Raw genomic sequence first — 16,570 nt, 5'->3', positions numbered from 1 at the left:
CGTAGCACTCGGCCGGGGCCCGCACTCCTGGGGGTGCGGGCCCCGGCCCTTTGCGTTTCCCCCGTCTGTCTTTCTTCTGGTCTGCCGGTCTTCACCGTGCGGACCCCGGCCGTTTCTCGGCCCTTTTTGCTTTTCTTCGGCTCATTCTTGCGAATCCCGGTACGGCTGTTCACGGCCGATAGGAATTCCTCGATACGTGCCGCATCGCCGCATCGAGGAAGGTTTCACTTGGCCCGCTTGGACCGCACTGCTCGCACGACCGACGGCTCGTCCCGATCCCGGACGGGCGGACGCTCCGGTGGATCCGGTGGATCCGGCGCGCGTTCCCGCTTCCGTTCGGCCGACGCGGGGCGCCGCAGCGCTCCCACCCGTTCGGCCACGGCCGGGCGCGGCGGGTCCAAGGACCGTCGTACTCCCACGCGCACGGACTTCGCGCTGCCCACCACCGTCTCCCCGGCCCTGCCGGCCGTCGAGACGTTCGCCGAACTGGCCCTGCCCGAGGGCCTGTTGACCGCGCTGAACGCCGAGGGCGTGACCGTGCCGTTCCCCATCCAGGGTGCGACGCTGCCGAACTCCCTGGCCGGACGGGACGTGCTGGGCCGGGGTCGTACGGGTTCGGGCAAGACCCTCGCCTTCGGACTCGCCCTGCTCGCCCGCACCGCGGGGCAGCGGGCGGAGCCCCGACGACCGCTGGCGCTCGTCCTCGTGCCCACCCGGGAACTGGCCCAGCAGGTCACCGACGCCCTCACCCCCTACGCCCGCGCGCTGCGCCTGCGCCTCGCCACGGTGGTGGGCGGCCTGTCGATCGGGCGCCAGGCGAGCGCGTTGCGCGGCGGGGCCGAGGTCGTCGTCGCGACGCCCGGCCGGCTCCGGGACCTCGTCGACCGCGGCGACTGCGAACTCGGCCAGGTCGCCATCACGGTCCTGGACGAGGCGGACCAGATGGCCGACATGGGCTTCATGCCGCAGGTGACCGCCCTGCTCGACCAGGTGCGTCCGGGCGGCCAGCGCCTGCTGTTCTCGGCGACCCTGGACCGCAACATCGACCTGCTGGTACGGCGCTACCTGCACGACCCGGTGGTCCACTCGGTCGACCCGTCCGCGGGCTCCGTCACCACGATGGAGCACCACCTGCTGCACGTGGACGACGACGACAAGCACGACACCACGACGCACATCGCCGCCCGCGACGGGCGCGTGATCATGTTCCTGGACACCAAGCACGCGGTGGACCGGCTGGTGAAGAAACTCCTGGCCATCGGCGTGCGCGCCGCGGGCCTGCACGGCGGCAAGTCCCAGTCACAGCGCAACCGGACCCTCGCCCAGTTCAAGGACGGCCAGGTCACGGCCCTGGTCGCCACCAACGTCGCGGCCCGCGGCATTCACGTCGACGACCTCGACCTGGTCGTCAACGTCGATCCGCCCGGCGACCACAAGGACTATCTGCACCGCGGCGGACGCACCGCGCGCGCCGGTGAGTCCGGCACCGTGGTCACGCTGGTGCTCCCCCACCAGCGGGGCGCGATGAGCCGGCTGATGAACGACGCCGGGATCGCCCCGCGGACCACCCGGGTCCGCCCCGGCGAGGCCGAGCTGAGCCGGATCACCGGTGCCCAGGCTCCCTCCGGGGTGCCCGTCATCGTGGCCGCCCCGGTCGCCGAGCAGCCCAAGCGCAGCGGCACCGGATCGTCCGCTCGCGGCCGCAGGGGCCGGCCGGCCCGGGGCCGTCGCACCTCCTCGCAGCCGAACGCGAGGACAGAGACGAGGACGGAGACGGGGACGAACGCGAGGACGAACACGAAGCCGAACGCGGGGAAGAGCAGGAAGCCCCGTCCGACCGCGTAGAACCGACCGCTGACCCGGCCCCGCCCCCCGGGGCCGACCCCATCCGGCGTTCTCTTCACCACACTGTGAGGCATCATGCGCTGTGTCATCGCCCGATTCCCCTTCGACCTCACCAAGACCGAGGTGGAGCAGTCGATGGAGGGCATCAAGCCCGAACCCGTCACCGGGGTGTCCGTCACGATCGGCCGTCGCACCTACCCCGTCATGCAGGTCGGGGAAGTGATCACCAGGCAGGACCGGCGCGACTTCACCGCGGGCGAGGTCCGCCGGGCGCTGACCCGGCTCGGCTTCACCTGCCACGACGCCCCGATCCCCGTGCACGTGCAGCCGGACGTTCCCCCGGCCTGGGACTGACGCCCGGGTCGCTCACTCCGCTCCGGCTGCGGGCTCCCCGGCCGCCCGGCGGAGCTCCTCGTTGGCCCGCAGGGCGTCCTCCAGCCGGTCCTCCAGGCTGATGATGCGGATGGCCGCCTCGACCGGCGTTCCCTGGTCGACCAGCTCACGGGCCCGGGCCGCGAGCCGCAGCTGCTGGCGCGAGTAACGGCGGTGGCCGCCCCCCGACCGCACGGGCGTGATGAGCCGCGCCTCTCCGAGTGCCCGGAGGAAACCGGGCGTGGCGCCGATCAGCTCGGCGGCACGGCCCATGGTGTACGCCGGAAAGTGGTCGTCGTCGAGCCGGTCGGCGGCGTCCGTCCGGTCTTCCTCGGGCATGTGCTCCTTCCCGCGGCCCGCCCGGGAGACGGCCCGCCACAGGGAGGTCTTCCCCTGGCGAAAACTCTAGTCGGCCCGCGCGGGAACTCTACGGCGGCGGTGTGAGATGTGCCGTGGGCAGACGGGACCACAGGGGCGGGCACCGGGGCAGGGGCTCAGCGGTCGAGGACCAGCACGCGGCAGGGGGCGTGCCGGGGCGTCGCGCGGGCGCCCGGTGTGGGTGACCGCCATCCCCAGGACCTGAGCGCCCGCAGGGTCCGCACATCACCGCGCGCCACCACCGTGACGCCGAGCGCCGCGTCGTGGTCGGTCAGCAGCCGCCGTTGCAGACGCCGGGCGAGGTTCCAGTCGCGGCCCGGGTACTGCGTACACACCCAGGGCCGGACGACGATCGCGGGGACGGCGAAGAGCCGCCCGGACGCGGCGAGCCGGTGCAGGGCCGGCGGACAGTTCCCGTCGAGGCCGCGCCAGCGGGGACCGTCGTCGCACACGGGGAAGCCGTAGGCGCATCCCGTCATGGTGGCGGCCTCCGCGATCAGCAGGGCGAAGCCCGGTCGCCGCAGGTCCAGCACGAGCCGGTGCAGAAAGAGGCCGCGGCCCTCGTTCCACTCCCAGGGCCCTCCCCCGGAGTTCTCCGCGTACAGGTCGCCGAGTTCCCCCAGCCGGTCCGCGACCTGACCCCGGCTCAACGGACGCAGGCACTCCGCGGCCCAGGGCGAGGGCCCCTTCCCCTGCTGCGAGGGCCACGGTTCCCCGCCCTGCGCACGGCACCGCACCGGATCCTGCCCCGGGTCCGCGGACCCGGACCGGTCCGGTGCGCGCACGGTCATGGAACGAACCCCGCTCCGGGAACGGAAGCGTCCGCCGCCCGGCGTAGTCCAGCGCCGAGAGCGGCAACGGCACGGGAGCCGGTGCGCGGGAAGCCCTCGGTAGGTCCACCGTACTCCCGGGGTACGGGCACCCGGCGACGCTCGGAGCACAGGCGGCGGGGGCACCGTACGGCGGCTCGTGGGCCGGGGCGGCGGAGTACGGTGGAGATGCCGACGGGGCACGCGGTCTTCGCCGGCCGCACCCGCCCGGATCAGAGGTGACGCTCATGCACTGGCGGTCCCGCCGCACCCGCGGCACCGACACGGCCCCGCCGCCGGACATGGGCACGCCGTCCCGGCCGGGAGCCTACGAGGACCCGCCCGTGGGCGGACTCGCCGAGGTCCGCATCATCGCGGCGAATCCCGACAGCGCCCAACGGGTGGCCCAGCTCCTCCGGGAGAACTTCCGCAGCGACGAACCGCGCGGTTATCCCGCCGGCACGGACGGACGCGGCACCCTGCTGCGTCTCACGGTGGACACCGGCAACGCCCCGAGGGTCCCGCTCTCCGGCCGTCTCCAGGCAGAGCGTGCCCCCATCGACGAGCCCGGCTGACGTCTTCCGCGGTCCCGTCCGCCCTGGCCGCCTAGCCGTTCGGGTACTCCGCGGCGATCAGCTTCGCGCGCACCACCTGCCACTGCGCGGCCATGTCGTGCACCAGGTACAGATCGCGGCGCCGCGTCCACGCCTGCCCGGACTGCGGGTCGTAGGTGTGCGGCATGGCGAAGCCGCGCGGCGCGTAGGCGGTCATGCCCCGGTCCCGCGTGGTCTGCACACACCGCTTGTGGTGATCGCGGAAGCCGACGACACAGGCGGTGCCGATGCCGCCGGGCGCGTTCTTCCGGTCGTTCAGAACCTGTTCGGCGACCCCGTCGGTGCTGAGGTAGGTGATGGTGCCGTCCGCCGCGACGACGGGCTCGACGGAGGTCACGTCGTCCATGCGGTACTTGGACCGCAGGAAGCGGGCGATCTCCCACTGCGCGTACACGGGTACCTTCCGCTGCCGGCGGATGCGGGCGATCGTGTCGGCCAACTCCTCGTTCACCGGGCCGGGTTCGGCGAGCGTCTTCGCCGGGTCGCCGGGCTTGGCGGGCCGGTTGCCGAAGGAGTAGGCGACGATGAAGTCGAACCGGTCCAGCGGCGCCGTCTCCGGGTCCCACTCGAAGCCGACGTCGTACAGGTACGGCACCAGCGCGCGGGCCGTCGCCCGGTCGTCGATCTCCCGCCCCAGCACTGTCCGCATGTGCTCGGTGAGCCCGGCAGCGGTGCCCGCGGCCGGGCGTTCGGCGGCCTGGGCCGCTGAGGTGCCGAGGACGGCGGGGGCGGCGAGAGCCGCTGTCAGGGCGGCGGCGAAGTCGCGTCGTTCCATGAGGTCGTGCCTTCCGTCGCAGAAGGAGAAGCAGAGGTCGTGATCGCACCGGATCGTCACGCGGACGGCGGGCGGCGCGGTGAACGGCGGGTGACACGTGTCTTGAACCCCCGAGGCGGCAACGCCCCGGCTGTCACCCGGAACCCCTGGCCGCCCGCCTGCGCACCGGACCCGCCCGGGCTTCACCGAACCGGACAGAATGTGAGCCAGGTCACATAAAGAGCCTGTGAGGCTTTGGGCAACTCTTTACGGTGTGTACAGGTCATGTCTGCGAACACACTGGTCACTCCTGCCCTGAGGTTCGCATGAAGCTTCGCCGTTCCCTGGCCCTCGCCGCCGCGACGGCCGCCATCGCGCCGGCCGTCCTGCTCGCGGCTCCGGTCGCCTACGCGTCCGACGACACCAGCCCGACGCCCACGGTCACCGAATCGGCCCCGGCCGAGGGGGAGTCCACGCCCGCGGCGGACGAGACCACTCCGACGGGAGAGGAGAGCACCCCGGCGGGCGAGGAGTCCGGACCGGCGACCTCCGAGTCGGCCTCGCCGAGCGCGTCGGCATCGGCGTCGTCCTCCGCCTCGCCCTCGCCCTCGTCCTCGTCCTCCGCCTCACCCTCTACCTCCGCCTCGCCCTCCCCCTCGTCCTCGCCCAGCGGTTTCCCGGGCCAGTGCGACGACAGCGACGAGCCGAAGTTCGACAAGAACCTGCACACCACCGTCTCCGGCCTGCCGTCGAAGATCGTCGCCGGCAGCGGCTTCCACGGCTTCCGGCTGAACGTGAAGAACACCGGCGACCGCTCCTACCCGCGGGTCGACCTCGGCGTGTTCGCCGCCCAGGTGAACGAGGACGACTACTTCATCGACACCAGCCACCTCACCCTGCAGTACAAGGACCCGTCCTCCGGCGCCTGGGTCGGCGTCTCCCTGGACGAGAACGACGCGGGCGCCGGCTACGTCGGCTACACCGGCGTCAAGGCCAAGGAGTCCTTCTCCATCGACATGCGGCTGAGCGTCGACAAGAAGGCACCGGCCGGTCTCGGCTACGCCATCAGCATCGGCATGTACGCCGACGACCAGGGCAACTGCGTCTTCTCCGGCGACGACAGCTACTACGAGTTCGACATCCTCAAGGCGGGCTCCGCCCCCGGCAACCCCGGTGACGCCAAGCCGCAGGGCGGCAAGAAGCCGCTGCCCAAGCAGCCCGCCGGCAACACCGAGATCGCCCCGCAGGGCCACCTCGCCCAGACCGGCTCAAGCTCGGCCCTCCCGGTGATCGCCCTGGCGGGCGGCGCCGCGGTCGCACTCGGCGCGGGCGCCGTGTTCACCGTCCGCCGCCGCCGGCAGACGAACTCCGGCACGGCGGTCTGACCGACCGGGCTCTCGATCCGAAGACCCGAAGGCGCGAAGGCCGGAAGGACCGAAGGACCGAAGGACCGAAGGACCGAAGGACCGAAGGGGCCACGACCCGGGGGACCGGGAAGTGGCCCCTCGGGCGCGGGTCAGGCCTGCCGGGGATTCGGCCTCAGGATCGCGAAGACCGCCCCGCTCGGGTCGGTCAGCCAGGCGATGCGGCCGACGCCGGGGACGTCCGCCGGTGGCATCAGGACCGTGCCGTCGTTGTCCCGCGCCACCGTGACGGTCGCGTCCGTGTCGGCCACGGCGAAGTACGGCACCCAGCGCGCCTCCTCCTGACCGCCCTGGAGCGGGGCCACGCCGCCGAAGGAGCCCTCCTGCTGGTCGCCGTCGGCGACGCTGAGCACCCGGTACGTCATGCCCGGCGCCGACATCTCCTGCGAGCGCCAGCCGAACAGACCGCGGTAGAAGGCGACGGCCGCCTCCGGGTCGCGCGTGTGCAGTTCGACCCACACCAACGTGTCGTCCCGCGAGGCCAGTTGAATGCCGTCGCCGGACTGGGCCACGGCGAACTGCGCGCCCTGCGGGTCGGTGACCTGGGCCATCCAGGCCTCCCCCAGGTTCACGGGCTCGGCGCGCAGCGCGCCGCCGGCCGCGGTCACCGCGCCGACCGCGCTGTGGACGTCCACGGTACGGAAGTACGTCATCCAGGCGGGCCGCGCCCCCTGCTCGGTCAGCGCGCCGGCGGCGGCGACGGTCTTGCCGTCCTTCTGGAAGTAGCCGTAGCCGCCCGCCTCGGGACCGGCGGACACGAACCGCCAGCCGAAGACGGCGCCGTAGAACGCGGCGGTCCCTTCGATGTCGGGGCTGCCCAGGTCGATCCAGATGGGTGAGCCGGTGCGGAAGTCTGTGCCGAGCATGCGTTTCCTCCTGCCGATCCGGTGCGGAGCCGCCCGCCACTATGCCGACGGACCCGGCGGGACGGGGCGGGACACGGCGCACCGTCGGCGTCGAATCTGCGCAGGAGCGCCACATCGGCTGCACACAGCCTTTCGAAAGGCTCGTTAGCGTGACTGATCGCTCGATCCCCCGTGCGAGCGTGACCAGGCCGTGGCCCCGGTGGCCGACGGCGCAGTCAACTCAGGAAGACCGCAGATGGACTACTGCTCCTCGTGCCGCCGACACCTCAACGGCGCCCTGGTCTGTCCCGGGTGCGGCGCCTACGCCCCGGACATCGCCCCGCCCGGCACCGACGGGTTCGCCGGTACGGCGACGGTCAGTGCCCTCCGCGCACCGGCTGCCACCGTCGCGCCCTGCACTGCCGACTCCTGGTTCGACCACGCCTCGCCGGACGACACGGTCGCGCACGGCACCGATGTCGTGGACGCTCCGCCCGCGCCGCAGGGACGGGCGGCCCGGCGGCGGCAGCTGGCACGCTGGAAGAAGAGCCAGCGCCGGGCCGTGGTGGCGACCGCCGTCGCACTCGTCGGAGGCGGGCTGACGCTCGCCTCGATGGACCGCGGCTCCGGCGACCGCGCCCAGGCGGCCACCGCGCCGGACAACCGCAGCATGGACCTCGGCGAGGGACAGCCGGCCTCCCCCAGCCTGCCGGCCACCGCCGCGCCGACCTCGCCTGCCGCACACCGCCACACGGCGGCCACGCCCGGCACGTCCACGGCACGCACACCGGTCGGCTCCCCGCACTCCCACACCAACTTCCCGCAGCAGCAGTCCCTCGCCTCCGCGCCCCGCACCGCCGTACCCGCCGGCCGGCCGGACAGCATCCCCTCGACTCCCCGGCCCACGGGGACCACGGCCGCGCCGGCACCGCAGAGCACCGCCCCGTCCGCCTCCGGAACTACGGGGACGACGGGTACGACCGGTACGACCGGTACGACGACGGACCCGGCGCCCAGCACCGGCACCGGCAGCTCGTCCGGCAACTCCTCCGGAACGGGCCAGTCCTCCTCGTCGTCCTCGTCCAACCAGCTCTGCCTGGTCCTGATCTGCCTCGGCTGATCCAGGCACCAGGCCCGCGGCGGGACGCGCCCCCGCCGATCGGTTACGCTGCGCGTCCGACAACCGGGGGAGAGGCACGATGCTCGGCAGGCGATGGTCCACGGCCGGTACGGCGCTGCTGCTGGCCGCGCTCACCGCGTGCGGCGGCGGCCACGGAGGTGCCGCCGGGGCGAGCGCGAACGGCGGCTCCGCCACCCCCTCCCCGCGGCCGACCCCCGACGCCGTCGCCGGTCTCAGGGACAGCGTCCGCCACGTGACCAGGAGGACCACCACCGCCACCCGGCCGCACCTGGTCAAGACCTGCACGACCAAGACCCGGGAGGTCAGGCACTCCACCAGCTCCGGCTCGGGCAAAAAGCGCCACACCCGCACCTGGTACACCGACGACCACTACCAGGACTGCCACCAGGTGCGGCACGGCACCGAGACATACCGGCGGGAGGTCCGTCCGGAGCGCTGGTGCGTCCGCCTGGACGACGTGAACGGCGACCCCGGGCGGGACGACGTCTGGTTCCGGGTCACCCGCACCGACTACGACACGGCGAGCACCGCCGACGACCGGGCCCGGCTGCGCTTCGTCCCGGTGTTCCCGGACAACGGCTGCTGATCGCCCACCTGAGTACGACAGCGGATGCGCCGTCGCCCGGCAGGCGGCCACGATGCCGCCGTGACCTCTTCCTCCTCGCCCGCCACGGACCGCGGCCCGGTCGTCGCCCTGCTGGTGCTGACCGCGTTCCTGCTGCTGCCCCTGCTGTACGGGCTGTACTACGTCAGCCAGGACACCCTCGCCTGCTTCTCGCGGCCGGCCGGCTGCCGCGGGAACCGGGCGGCAGTGATGTCGGTGGTGCACGCGGGCCTGGCACTCGTCGGCGGGCCGCTCTGCGGGGCGGCGGTGCTCGGCGTCACCGGCGGGCTGCTGCGGCGCCGGGCCGGGCTGTGGGCGGCGGCCGGTGCGCTGCTCGGCACGCTCGCGGTCTGGGCCGTGACGCTGGTCTGCCTGAAGCACAGCCTGGACAACCCGGGCTGGGAGTTCTGAGCCTCGCCCTCACCCCGTAGAGCCGGTCCCCCGCCCCACCCGCGTGATCGCCGACTCCACCGCCGCCACCCGGTCCGCCAGCAGCCCCAGCGCCGCCACCGCCCGCGTCAAGGGGTCGTCCTCGGGCCCGCCGAGGGCGCGGGCGCGGACATGGGCCGTCTTCACCTCGGCCCAGCGCTCGGCACGCCCGGCGTCGAGCGTGCCGCGCAGTTCGGCCAGTTTCAGCAGGTTGGCCTCGGCGCCCGTGGTCAGGGTCTGGGCCTCGGCCGTGTAGTGGTCGTGGACGACGGCCTCGCGCTCGGCGTCGTTCATGACCGGACGCAGCCGCTGGGCGATCTTGTTCATGTCGCGGTAGGAGCCCTGGAGCCGGAAGGGGGGCTCCGTCCGGGCGGCTTCCGCCTGGGCGGCGGAGGCGATGTAGGCCGCGTTGACCCGCAGCACCGTCTCGCGGACCGCCAGGAGATGGCGCAACAGCCCTACCGCCCGGTCCAGTTCGGCCGCCGGCAGCGGTTGGGCCAGACGGTCGGCGCGCGCCGTCGGGTCGCCGGACGCCAGCCGGACCAGCAGGTCCAGGTCGGCCCGGTCGCGGGCGGCGAGCGGGGCGAGGACCGGGTTGGCGGTGAGGGCGTTCTCGACGAAGCTGAGCGCGAAGACGTTCTCCTTGCCGGTGAGGACGTCGCCGAGGTTCCACACGTCGGCCCGGTTGGCGAGCATGTCGGGGACGCGGAAGCGTTCGCCGGACTCGGTGTAGGGGTTGCCGGCCATGCAGACCGCGAACCGCTTGCCGCGCAGGTCGTAGGTGCGCGGCTCGCCGTCCCACACGCCGTCCACCCGGCGCGTGGAGTCGCACAGCGGGATGAACTTCTGCAGCAGCTCCGGCGAGGTGTGCTGGATGTCGTCCAGGTACAGGAGCGTGTTGTTGCCGGCCGCCAACGCGAAGTTGATCTTCTCGATCTCGTGGCGGGCGGTGGCGTTCGGGGCGTCGGCCGGGTCCAGCGAGGTGACACCGTGGCCGAGCGCCGGGCCGCTGACCTTCACCAGCATCAGGCCGAGCCGGTCGGCGACGTACTCCATGAGCGTCGTCTTGCCGTAGCCGGGCGGGGAGACCAGCAGGAGCAGCCCGCCGGTGTCGGTGCGCTTCGAGGCGCCGGTGGTGCCCAGCTGCCGGGCCAGGCTGTCGCCGACCAGCGGCAGGTACACCTCGTCCACCAGCCGGCCCCGGACGAACGCCGACATCACCCGGGGGCGGTGGTCGGCCAGACGGAGCCGGTCGCGTTCGGCCGCCACCAGGGTCGTACGGCGGCGCTGGTAGGCACGGAAGGCGGGTACCTCCTCGGCCGCGAAGCGTGTCGTCCGGGCGAGGAACTCATCGATGCGCAAGGGGAGTTGACCGGCGCTCACGCGTGGGTGCGTGCCCAGCAGGCCCTCCGCCGCCGCGGTGAGCGGGGCGTCGCCGTCGTAGCGGGGCAGGTCGGGGCAGAGTTCGGCGGCCACCGCCTCGGCCAGTTCACCGGGTCCGGCCTCGGTGCCGGTGGCGGCCGTGTACGCCCCGAGCCAGGCCCCGACCACCTGCCTGCGCGCGGCGAGATCGGCGAGGCCCTCCAGGTCGTCGCCGTAACTCCCGGCGGCCTGCCGGAACTTCTCCAGCAGCGTGCGCGCCACGACGCCGAGCACGAAGCCCTCGGGACCGCCGGTCAGCTCCTCGAAGAGGTACGCGGCGGCCGGGCCGCCCGGCGCCGAAGGGTCCCGCTCCTGGATCGCCGCCGCCAGCTCCCGCTCCAGCTCGCCGACGGCCGGTACGGCGCCGAAGGTGTCCCGGGCGCGGGCCAGCGACACCGCCCGCCGGGTCCAGGCCGTACGGGCCTCCCGCGTCGTTCCGTGCGCCCAGAACAGCTGGGCGGCGGCCCGGGCGGCCGGCTCGTGGCGCAGGGTCCCGGCACCCTCGTACAGCGGCAGAAGCGCGCGCAGCAGGGCCGTCGCGTCGTGGTCGTGGACACCGCGCTCGTAGCCCTCGTCGTACGACTCCTGCGCCGCCCGGCGCACCAGGTCCGGCAGGTCGTCGGCGGCGGCGAGGGCGGCCGGGCCGTGCTCGGCGAGCAGGCGGGCGGCCAGGTACTCGGCGCGGTACACCTCCGGCGACTCGGAGGGCAGGTGGCGCTCCCAGTAGGGGCGGTACGCCGCGAAGTCGGGGTCGGTGACCGGGGCGCGGTAGTCCGTCCCCGTCACCGCGAAGGCCAGGGCGTCGCCGTGCGGGACGAGGGTGAGGTCGAGCGGCTGGGTGTTGACGGCGAAGCGGTGGGCGCCGAGGAGCAGGGTGCGGCCGCCGTCGGCGTACAGGTCGGTGCGGTCGCGCAGGGCGCGGGCCGCTTCCTGACGGGCGGACTTCAGGCGCCCGTCGAGTTCCTCGGCGCGCACGCTGTCGCCGAGGGCGCGCAGGTCGTCGGCGGTGCGGCGGACCTTGGCGACCAGCGGGTCGGAGGCGAAGTAGGTGGTGACCGCGTCGGTGTCGGGGAGCGTGCCCGCCCGGCGGCCGATCGTCTCCAGCATCCGCCCCGCCGAGACGGCGAGCTGTTCGGCGCGGCGGGCGCGGGCGTCGGCGAGGGACTGCTTGCGCGCGGCGAAGGCCTCGTAGATCTCGGTGCGCCGGTCGGCGAGTTCGGCGAGGAAGTCGTCGAACTCGGCGAACCGGCCGTCCAGATCCTCCAAGCGGCCCAGTACGGAGGCCAGTTGGTCGTCGCACTCCTCCGGGGTGCCGGACCCGGCCAGCGCGGCGGTGACGGCCTGGGCGAGCAGGGCGCTCTCGGCGGCGAACTCGGCACGCCCCTCGTGGTCCTTGAGGCCGCGGCGGCGGGCGTCGAGGGTGGCGCGGGCCCGGTTGACGCCGCCGAGCACGTCGGCGATCCGCTCCAGGACGGCCGTACGGACGGTGGCGTCGGCGATGTCGAGGCCGGTGACGACCTCGGTGACCGTGCGCAGGCCCTCGGCGAGGTCGTCGAGGCGGGCGGCGACGGGCGCGGCCGCGGCGACCGTCTCGATGGCCGCGGCCTCGGCGACGAGCCCTTCGACCTCCTCCCGCTGGCCGGTGAAGGCGTCCTCGCGGGCCAGGAACGCCACCGCGCGCCGCCCGAACGCGGCGAGGTCTGCCTCGGCACCGGCGGCCAGCTCCGCCACCCGGGCGGCATCGGCGTGGCGCAGCTCGGTGAGGGTCAGCACATGCCCGTGCGCGTGCCGCAGTTCGGTCAGCCCGCGCACCCAGGCGGCGGCCTCGCGCGGGGCCTCGCCGCGCAGCCGGCGCACCGCCGAGGAGATCCGCTCGGCGGCCTCGTCGAGGGCCTCGGCGGCCTGCCGGGTCAGCTCTCGTACCGTCTCGAACTCGGCCAGCACCTGCTCGGCGGTGTCCCGCACCTCGGCCAACGGGTCTGCCAGGGAGCCGAGTTCGTCGTCGGCGAGCCAGTGATGGGTGTCGGCGGCGCGCACACAGGCGGCGGCCAGCGCCCGGTAGCCCTCGCTGGTCTCGATACCGTCGGCGACCAGCCGGGCCACGGACAGACAGTCGGCGAGCCCGCGCACCAGGTCCGCGTTGCCGACCCTGGCCAGGGCCCCGGTGCCGGTGCGCAGGGCGGCCGCGTGGGTGTCGGAGACGTAGGGCGAGGTCCACCACTGGAGCGGATGGGTGTGCGCCGGCTCGTCGCCGTCGGCGCGCAGCACGGCGAGCGCGCCGTCCTCGAACAGCGCCCAGCCCCGGCACGACAGCGGGGTCGCGACCTCCTTGCGCAGGGTGTTGTACGGCAGCAGCAGCGTGCGGCCGCCGGCCCGGGAGCGGAACGCGTACAGCACGTCCTCGCCGTTCGGCGCCCGCGTCTCGCGCTCGAACTCCAGCCCGTGCACGTCGAGTTCGTACGTCTTGTGGGTGCCGCCCGCCAGGCAGTAGCCGCCCGGGAAGACGATGCCCTGCTCCTCGGGCAGCCGGCGGCAGGCCTGTCCGATGCCGTCGAGCCGGACGACGGTCCGGGTCAGCGTGTCGAAGACCAGATGACGGTCGGCGTCCTCCTTGTACGGCCGGATGCGCAGCAGCACCAGCGGGCCGGCCTGGGCGTGCGCGACGGCCGCGTCGGCGAGCGCCTGGAGCGGCTCCTGCACCGGCTCGGCGTACAGCGTCGCCCCGTCCGGGGTGCGCACGGTCAGGGCGCCGCCGACGGTGGTCACACCGAGCCCGCCGGGCACGGCCACGTACGGGTCCCGGCCGAGGACGTGGTCCTCGCGGGTGGTCTCGGTCCAGGTCACGTCCTGGCCGGGCGGGAAGACGTCGTCGCGGTCACCGCGCGCGTCCAGGAACGCCACCCGGCCGTCGTCGGCGACGCTCCAGCGCAGCACGCGGACGTCGTCGGCCTTCTCACCGGTGCGGAACACGGCCAGCAGCCGGCCGTCGACCCGGCGCAGCCGCAGCAGCCGGGCCTGCCGGTAGTAGCGGTGCAGGGCGGTGAACTCGCGGACGAACGCCGGGTCGTCGAGCAGACCGGGCACGGCGTCCTCGGGCAGCCGCGCGCCGTCCCGGTCGTAGAGCGCGAGGACGTCGGCCACGGCGGCCTCGGCGGTGTCGGTACCGCCGGCCGTCCTGCCGGTGCCGCCGAAGAGGAGCGCCTCCCCCACGGCCACGATGTCGCACGGCACGCACGGGTGGCCGGTGGCGAGCCGGGCGGTGGCCGCCAGCTCCACCCGGGCCGAGCCGAACTCCTCGGCGCGGCGGGCGTTGAGCGTCTCGGCCCGCCGGCCCAGCTCCGCCGCCCGGGCTGCCAGCCGGTCGCGGAGCACCTCGTAGGTACCGGCGTCGACGGTGGCCATGGGGGTGTTTCCCTTCGTGATCATGTGCGGGTGCTTCGTGGCTGGTCGCTCCCCCAGGTTCTCGGCTTCGCTCGAACCCGGTGCCCCCATCGCGGCGGAGCCGCATATCGATACGGCCCCGCGGCCCTGGGAGGTTGTACCGCCGGCCCTCAGTTCTGCGCCGCGCTCCCGTTCAGCGCCGTCACCGGTGTGTCCGACAGGCCCAGTTCACTCGCCCTGTCCAGGAGTTTCTGGAGCTGGCCCGCCTGCGGGCCGCCGCCCTTGATCTGCTTCATCAGCAGCGCGGACACCGTCAGGTTGCGCACATCCGCCGTGCCGAGCGAGCCGAGAACGCTGCCCAGGTCCTCCGTGAAGCTGCCCGAGCCGTCCAGCCAGGACTTCCCCAGTACCTGGGCGGTGTGGGAGTTGTCGACGAAGCCGTCCACGCTCTTGCCGAGCGAGATCGAGGACACCAGCCGGTCGAGGAAGACGGAGTCGCCGCCGACGATGTCGATGTCGGCGTGCTCCAGCCCGGTCGCGAGGACCGCCGCCTGCGCCTCGGCGACCTGCCGCTGCGTCTCCAGGCCGGCCAGCCGGATCTCCTTCTCCGCCTGGAGCCGCAGCCGGTACTCCTCGTGCCCGCGCGAGGCCTCGTCGAGGGCGGCCATCGCGGCGGCCTTCTCGGTCAGACCGGCCGCCTCGGCCTTCAGCTTCTCGCCGATGCCGGTGGCCTCCGCGAGGGCCTTCGCCCGGGCGCCCTCCGCCTCGGCCTTCAGCCGGGCCTCGTTGGCCTCCGCCGCCGCCCGCGCGCCTTCCGCCTCGGCGAGCCCCTTGGCCCGCGCGCCCTCCGCTTCCGCGAGCGACCTGGCCTTGGTTCCCTCGGCGTCCGCAAGGCCCTTCGCCCGCGCGCCCTCGGCCTCGGCCTTCAGCCGGGCCACGGTGGCCTCCGCCGCCGCCCGCGCGCCCTCCGCCTCGGCGAGCCCCCTGGCCCGCGCGCCCTCCGCCTCGGCGAGCGCCTTGGCCTGGGTGCCCTCGGCCTCGGCCCGCAGCCGTGCCTCGGTGGCCTCCGCCTCCGCGCGGCCGGCCTTGACGGTGACCTCGGCCTCCTTGTCGCGGACCTGTACGGCGGCCAGCCCCTCGGCGGCGGCCTCGGCCTGGACGCCCTCGGCGAGCCGCAGCTTGGCCCGGGCGTCGAGGTCGGCGGTCTTCATCCGGGCCTCGGCGAGCGTCAGTTCCTCCGCCGCCCGGTGCGTCGCGGCCTGCTCGGCGGCCTCGGCCGCCTTGATGTCCTTGACCAGTTTCTCCTGCGCCTCCGCCTCGGCGGCGATGACGAGGGCCTGCCGCTCCCGCTCCGCCTCCTCGACCACGCGGAGCTTCTTGATGGACTCCTCCTGCTCGGCGACCGTACGGTCCACCGCGACCCGCTCCCGGATGACCTCGGCGATCTCCCGCTTCTCCGCCTCGACCTCCTTCTCGGCGGAGATCTTCGTCAGCTGGGTCTCCCGCTCCCGGGCGATGACCTCCAGCAGCCGGTCCTTCTCGATGCGCTCGTTCTCGACGGCGATGACCCGCTCGCGGTTCTTCGCGGCGACGGCGATCTCCCGGGCCTGGTTCTCGCGCTGCACGCCGAGCTGTTCCTCGGTGCGCAGGAAGGCGCCCTGGGCGCGCAGCCGTTCCTCCTCCACCACGCGGGCGGTCTCGGCCTCCTCGCGGGCGCGGGAGGTCTCGATCTCCCGCTTCTGCTTGATCTCGGCGTCCGCCTGCCGGCGCTCCAGCTCCAGGATGGTCTCGCGGGCGTCGACGTTCTGCCGGGTGATCTCCTTCTGCTCGGTGCGCTGCGCCTCGTTGGTGCGCACGTGCTCGACCGCCGTCAGCTCGGTGATCTTGCGGATGCCCTGGGCGTCGAGGACGTTGGCCGGGTCGAGCTGGGTGAGCGGGGTCTGCTCCAGGTAGTCGATCGCCGCGTCCTCGAGGTGGTAGCCGTTGAGGTCGATGCCGATCAACTCGATGACGTGGTACCGGAGTTCCTCGCGCTTGGTGTAGAGGTCGGTGAAGTCCAGCTGCTTGCCGACGGTCTTCAGCGCCTCGGAGAACTTCGCGTGGAACAGCTCCTGGAGGGTGTCCTGGTGGCTGGCGCGCTCGGTGCCGACGGTCTGGGCGACCTTGATGACGTCCTCGACGGTCTTGTTGACCTTCACGAAGAACAGGATCCGGATGTCGGCACGGATGTTGTCGCGGCAGATCAGTCCGTCCCGGCCGGCCCGGCTGATCTCGATCGTCTTCACCGAGATGTCCATGACCTCGGCCTTGTGCAGGATCGGCAGGACGACCTGTCCGGTGAAGGACACGTCCACCCTGCGCGTCTTCGAGACGATCAGGGCCTGGCTCTGGTCCACCTTGCGGTACAGCCGGGAGAACCCGAGCACCGCGAGCAACACGACGACGAGACATACGGCGACCAGCACGCCGAGGGCTTCCATGACTACGTCCTTGCGTCAGACGATGAGATACGGAGCCCCCCAAAAGGTCGCGGTGCCGGACCCCCGTACCGG

Annotated in this window: 13 protein-coding genes; 7 read left to right on the top strand and 6 right to left on the bottom strand. The window is 73.6% G+C overall.

What is annotated here, in order from left to right:
• Positions 1–237 precede the first annotated feature (237 nt).
• Together ADK64_RS20795 and ADK64_RS20790 are read left to right on the top strand one after the other, a co-directional pair.
• Positions 238–1,845, top strand: coding sequence for a DEAD/DEAH box helicase (locus ADK64_RS20795; protein ID WP_053661245.1), 1,608 nt, complete (start codon positions 238–240; stop codon positions 1,843–1,845).
• Between the two features lie 75 nt (positions 1,846–1,920).
• Complete coding sequence (locus tag ADK64_RS20790; protein ID WP_053661141.1) at positions 1,921–2,199, top strand: SCO5918 family protein; 279 nt, start codon at positions 1,921–1,923, stop codon at positions 2,197–2,199.
• A gap of 12 nt (positions 2,200–2,211) precedes the next feature.
• Here ADK64_RS20790 and ADK64_RS20785 read toward each other — a convergent pair whose 3' ends face one another.
• Positions 2,212–2,556 carry a MerR family transcriptional regulator gene (locus ADK64_RS20785; protein ID WP_053661139.1) on the bottom strand — a complete coding sequence of 115 codons (345 nt, stop codon included), beginning with the start codon at positions 2,554–2,556 and terminating at the stop codon, positions 2,212–2,214.
• A 155-nt stretch (positions 2,557–2,711) separates the two neighbouring features.
• Entirely contained in the window at positions 2,712–3,245 is a 534-nt protein-coding gene (locus ADK64_RS20780; protein ID WP_078992748.1) for a hypothetical protein, read from the bottom strand.
• Positions 3,246–3,652: 407 nt separating this feature from the next.
• Between ADK64_RS20780 and ADK64_RS20775 the strand changes: the two genes are divergently transcribed.
• The gene (locus tag ADK64_RS20775; protein ID WP_107093030.1) at positions 3,653–3,979 is read left to right on the top strand and encodes a hypothetical protein; all 327 of its coding nucleotides are present in this window, start codon (positions 3,653–3,655) and stop codon (positions 3,977–3,979) included.
• Between the two features lie 31 nt (positions 3,980–4,010).
• Here ADK64_RS20775 and ADK64_RS20770 read toward each other — a convergent pair whose 3' ends face one another.
• Positions 4,011–4,793, bottom strand: coding sequence for a hypothetical protein (locus ADK64_RS20770; RefSeq protein ID WP_053661138.1), 783 nt, complete (start codon positions 4,791–4,793; stop codon positions 4,011–4,013).
• A 305-nt stretch (positions 4,794–5,098) separates the two neighbouring features.
• Between ADK64_RS20770 and ADK64_RS43215 the strand changes: the two genes are divergently transcribed.
• Positions 5,099–6,157, top strand: coding sequence for an LAETG motif-containing sortase-dependent surface protein (locus ADK64_RS43215; RefSeq protein WP_078992747.1), 1,059 nt, complete (start codon positions 5,099–5,101; stop codon positions 6,155–6,157).
• Positions 6,158–6,288: 131 nt separating this feature from the next.
• Here the strand turns inward: ADK64_RS43215 and ADK64_RS20760 are convergent, their stop codons facing one another.
• Positions 6,289–7,062, bottom strand: a complete 774-nt coding sequence (locus ADK64_RS20760; protein ID WP_053661136.1) for a VOC family protein — start codon at positions 7,060–7,062, stop codon at positions 6,289–6,291.
• Between the two features lie 235 nt (positions 7,063–7,297).
• Between ADK64_RS20760 and ADK64_RS20755 the strand changes: the two genes are divergently transcribed.
• The 3 genes from ADK64_RS20755 to ADK64_RS20745 all read left to right on the top strand — a co-directional run bounded on the left by ADK64_RS20755 (position 7,298) and on the right by ADK64_RS20745 (position 9,197).
• Entirely contained in the window at positions 7,298–8,161 is an 864-nt protein-coding gene (locus ADK64_RS20755) for an SCO2400 family protein (protein WP_053661133.1), read from the top strand.
• Between the two features lie 79 nt (positions 8,162–8,240).
• A complete protein-coding gene (locus ADK64_RS20750) occupies positions 8,241–8,768 on the top strand; it encodes a hypothetical protein (RefSeq protein WP_053661132.1) in 528 nt (175 codons plus the stop codon).
• 60 nt (positions 8,769–8,828) lie between these two features.
• The gene (locus tag ADK64_RS20745; RefSeq protein WP_053661130.1) at positions 8,829–9,197 is read left to right on the top strand and encodes a hypothetical protein; all 369 of its coding nucleotides are present in this window, start codon (positions 8,829–8,831) and stop codon (positions 9,195–9,197) included.
• 9 nt (positions 9,198–9,206) lie between these two features.
• Here the strand turns inward: ADK64_RS20745 and ADK64_RS20740 are convergent, their stop codons facing one another.
• Positions 9,207–14,063, bottom strand: coding sequence for a DNA repair ATPase (locus ADK64_RS20740; protein ID WP_053661127.1), 4,857 nt, complete (start codon positions 14,061–14,063; stop codon positions 9,207–9,209).
• 125 nt (positions 14,064–14,188) lie between these two features.
• On the bottom strand, positions 14,189–16,498 hold the full coding sequence (locus ADK64_RS20735; RefSeq protein ID WP_053661125.1) for a hypothetical protein: 2,310 nt from the start codon (positions 16,496–16,498) through the stop codon (positions 14,189–14,191).
• Between the last annotated feature and the right edge of the window lie 72 nt (positions 16,499–16,570).

It is taken from the genome of Streptomyces sp. MMG1121 (assembly GCF_001280015.1).
Taxonomy (GTDB): Bacteria; Actinomycetota; Actinomycetes; order Streptomycetales; family Streptomycetaceae; genus Streptomyces.
Note: the sequence above shows the minus strand (reverse complement) of the source record. Positions and strands in the feature narration are given on the sequence as shown.

What these genes read in the sequence shown, in the direction of transcription:
- ADK64_RS20785 (WP_053661139.1), bottom strand. Translation starts at nt 2,556, where the DNA reads ATGCCCGAGGAAGACCGGACGGACGCCGCCGACCGGCTCGACGACGAC.
- ADK64_RS20735 (WP_053661125.1), bottom strand. Translation starts at nt 16,498, where the DNA reads ATGGAAGCCCTCGGCGTGCTGGTCGCCGTATGTCTCGTCGTCGTGTTG.
- ADK64_RS43215 (WP_078992747.1), top strand. Translation starts at nt 5,099, where the DNA reads ATGAAGCTTCGCCGTTCCCTGGCCCTCGCCGCCGCGACGGCCGCCATC.
- ADK64_RS20760 (WP_053661136.1), bottom strand. Translation starts at nt 7,062, where the DNA reads ATGCTCGGCACAGACTTCCGCACCGGCTCACCCATCTGGATCGACCTG.
- ADK64_RS20740 (WP_053661127.1), bottom strand. Translation starts at nt 14,063, where the DNA reads ATGATCACGAAGGGAAACACCCCCATGGCCACCGTCGACGCCGGTACC.
- ADK64_RS20750 (WP_053661132.1), top strand. Translation starts at nt 8,241, where the DNA reads ATGCTCGGCAGGCGATGGTCCACGGCCGGTACGGCGCTGCTGCTGGCC.
- ADK64_RS20775 (WP_107093030.1), top strand. Translation starts at nt 3,653, where the DNA reads ATGCACTGGCGGTCCCGCCGCACCCGCGGCACCGACACGGCCCCGCCG.
- ADK64_RS20790 (WP_053661141.1), top strand. Translation starts at nt 1,921, where the DNA reads ATGCGCTGTGTCATCGCCCGATTCCCCTTCGACCTCACCAAGACCGAG.
- ADK64_RS20755 (WP_053661133.1), top strand. Translation starts at nt 7,298, where the DNA reads ATGGACTACTGCTCCTCGTGCCGCCGACACCTCAACGGCGCCCTGGTC.
- ADK64_RS20770 (WP_053661138.1), bottom strand. Translation starts at nt 4,793, where the DNA reads ATGGAACGACGCGACTTCGCCGCCGCCCTGACAGCGGCTCTCGCCGCC.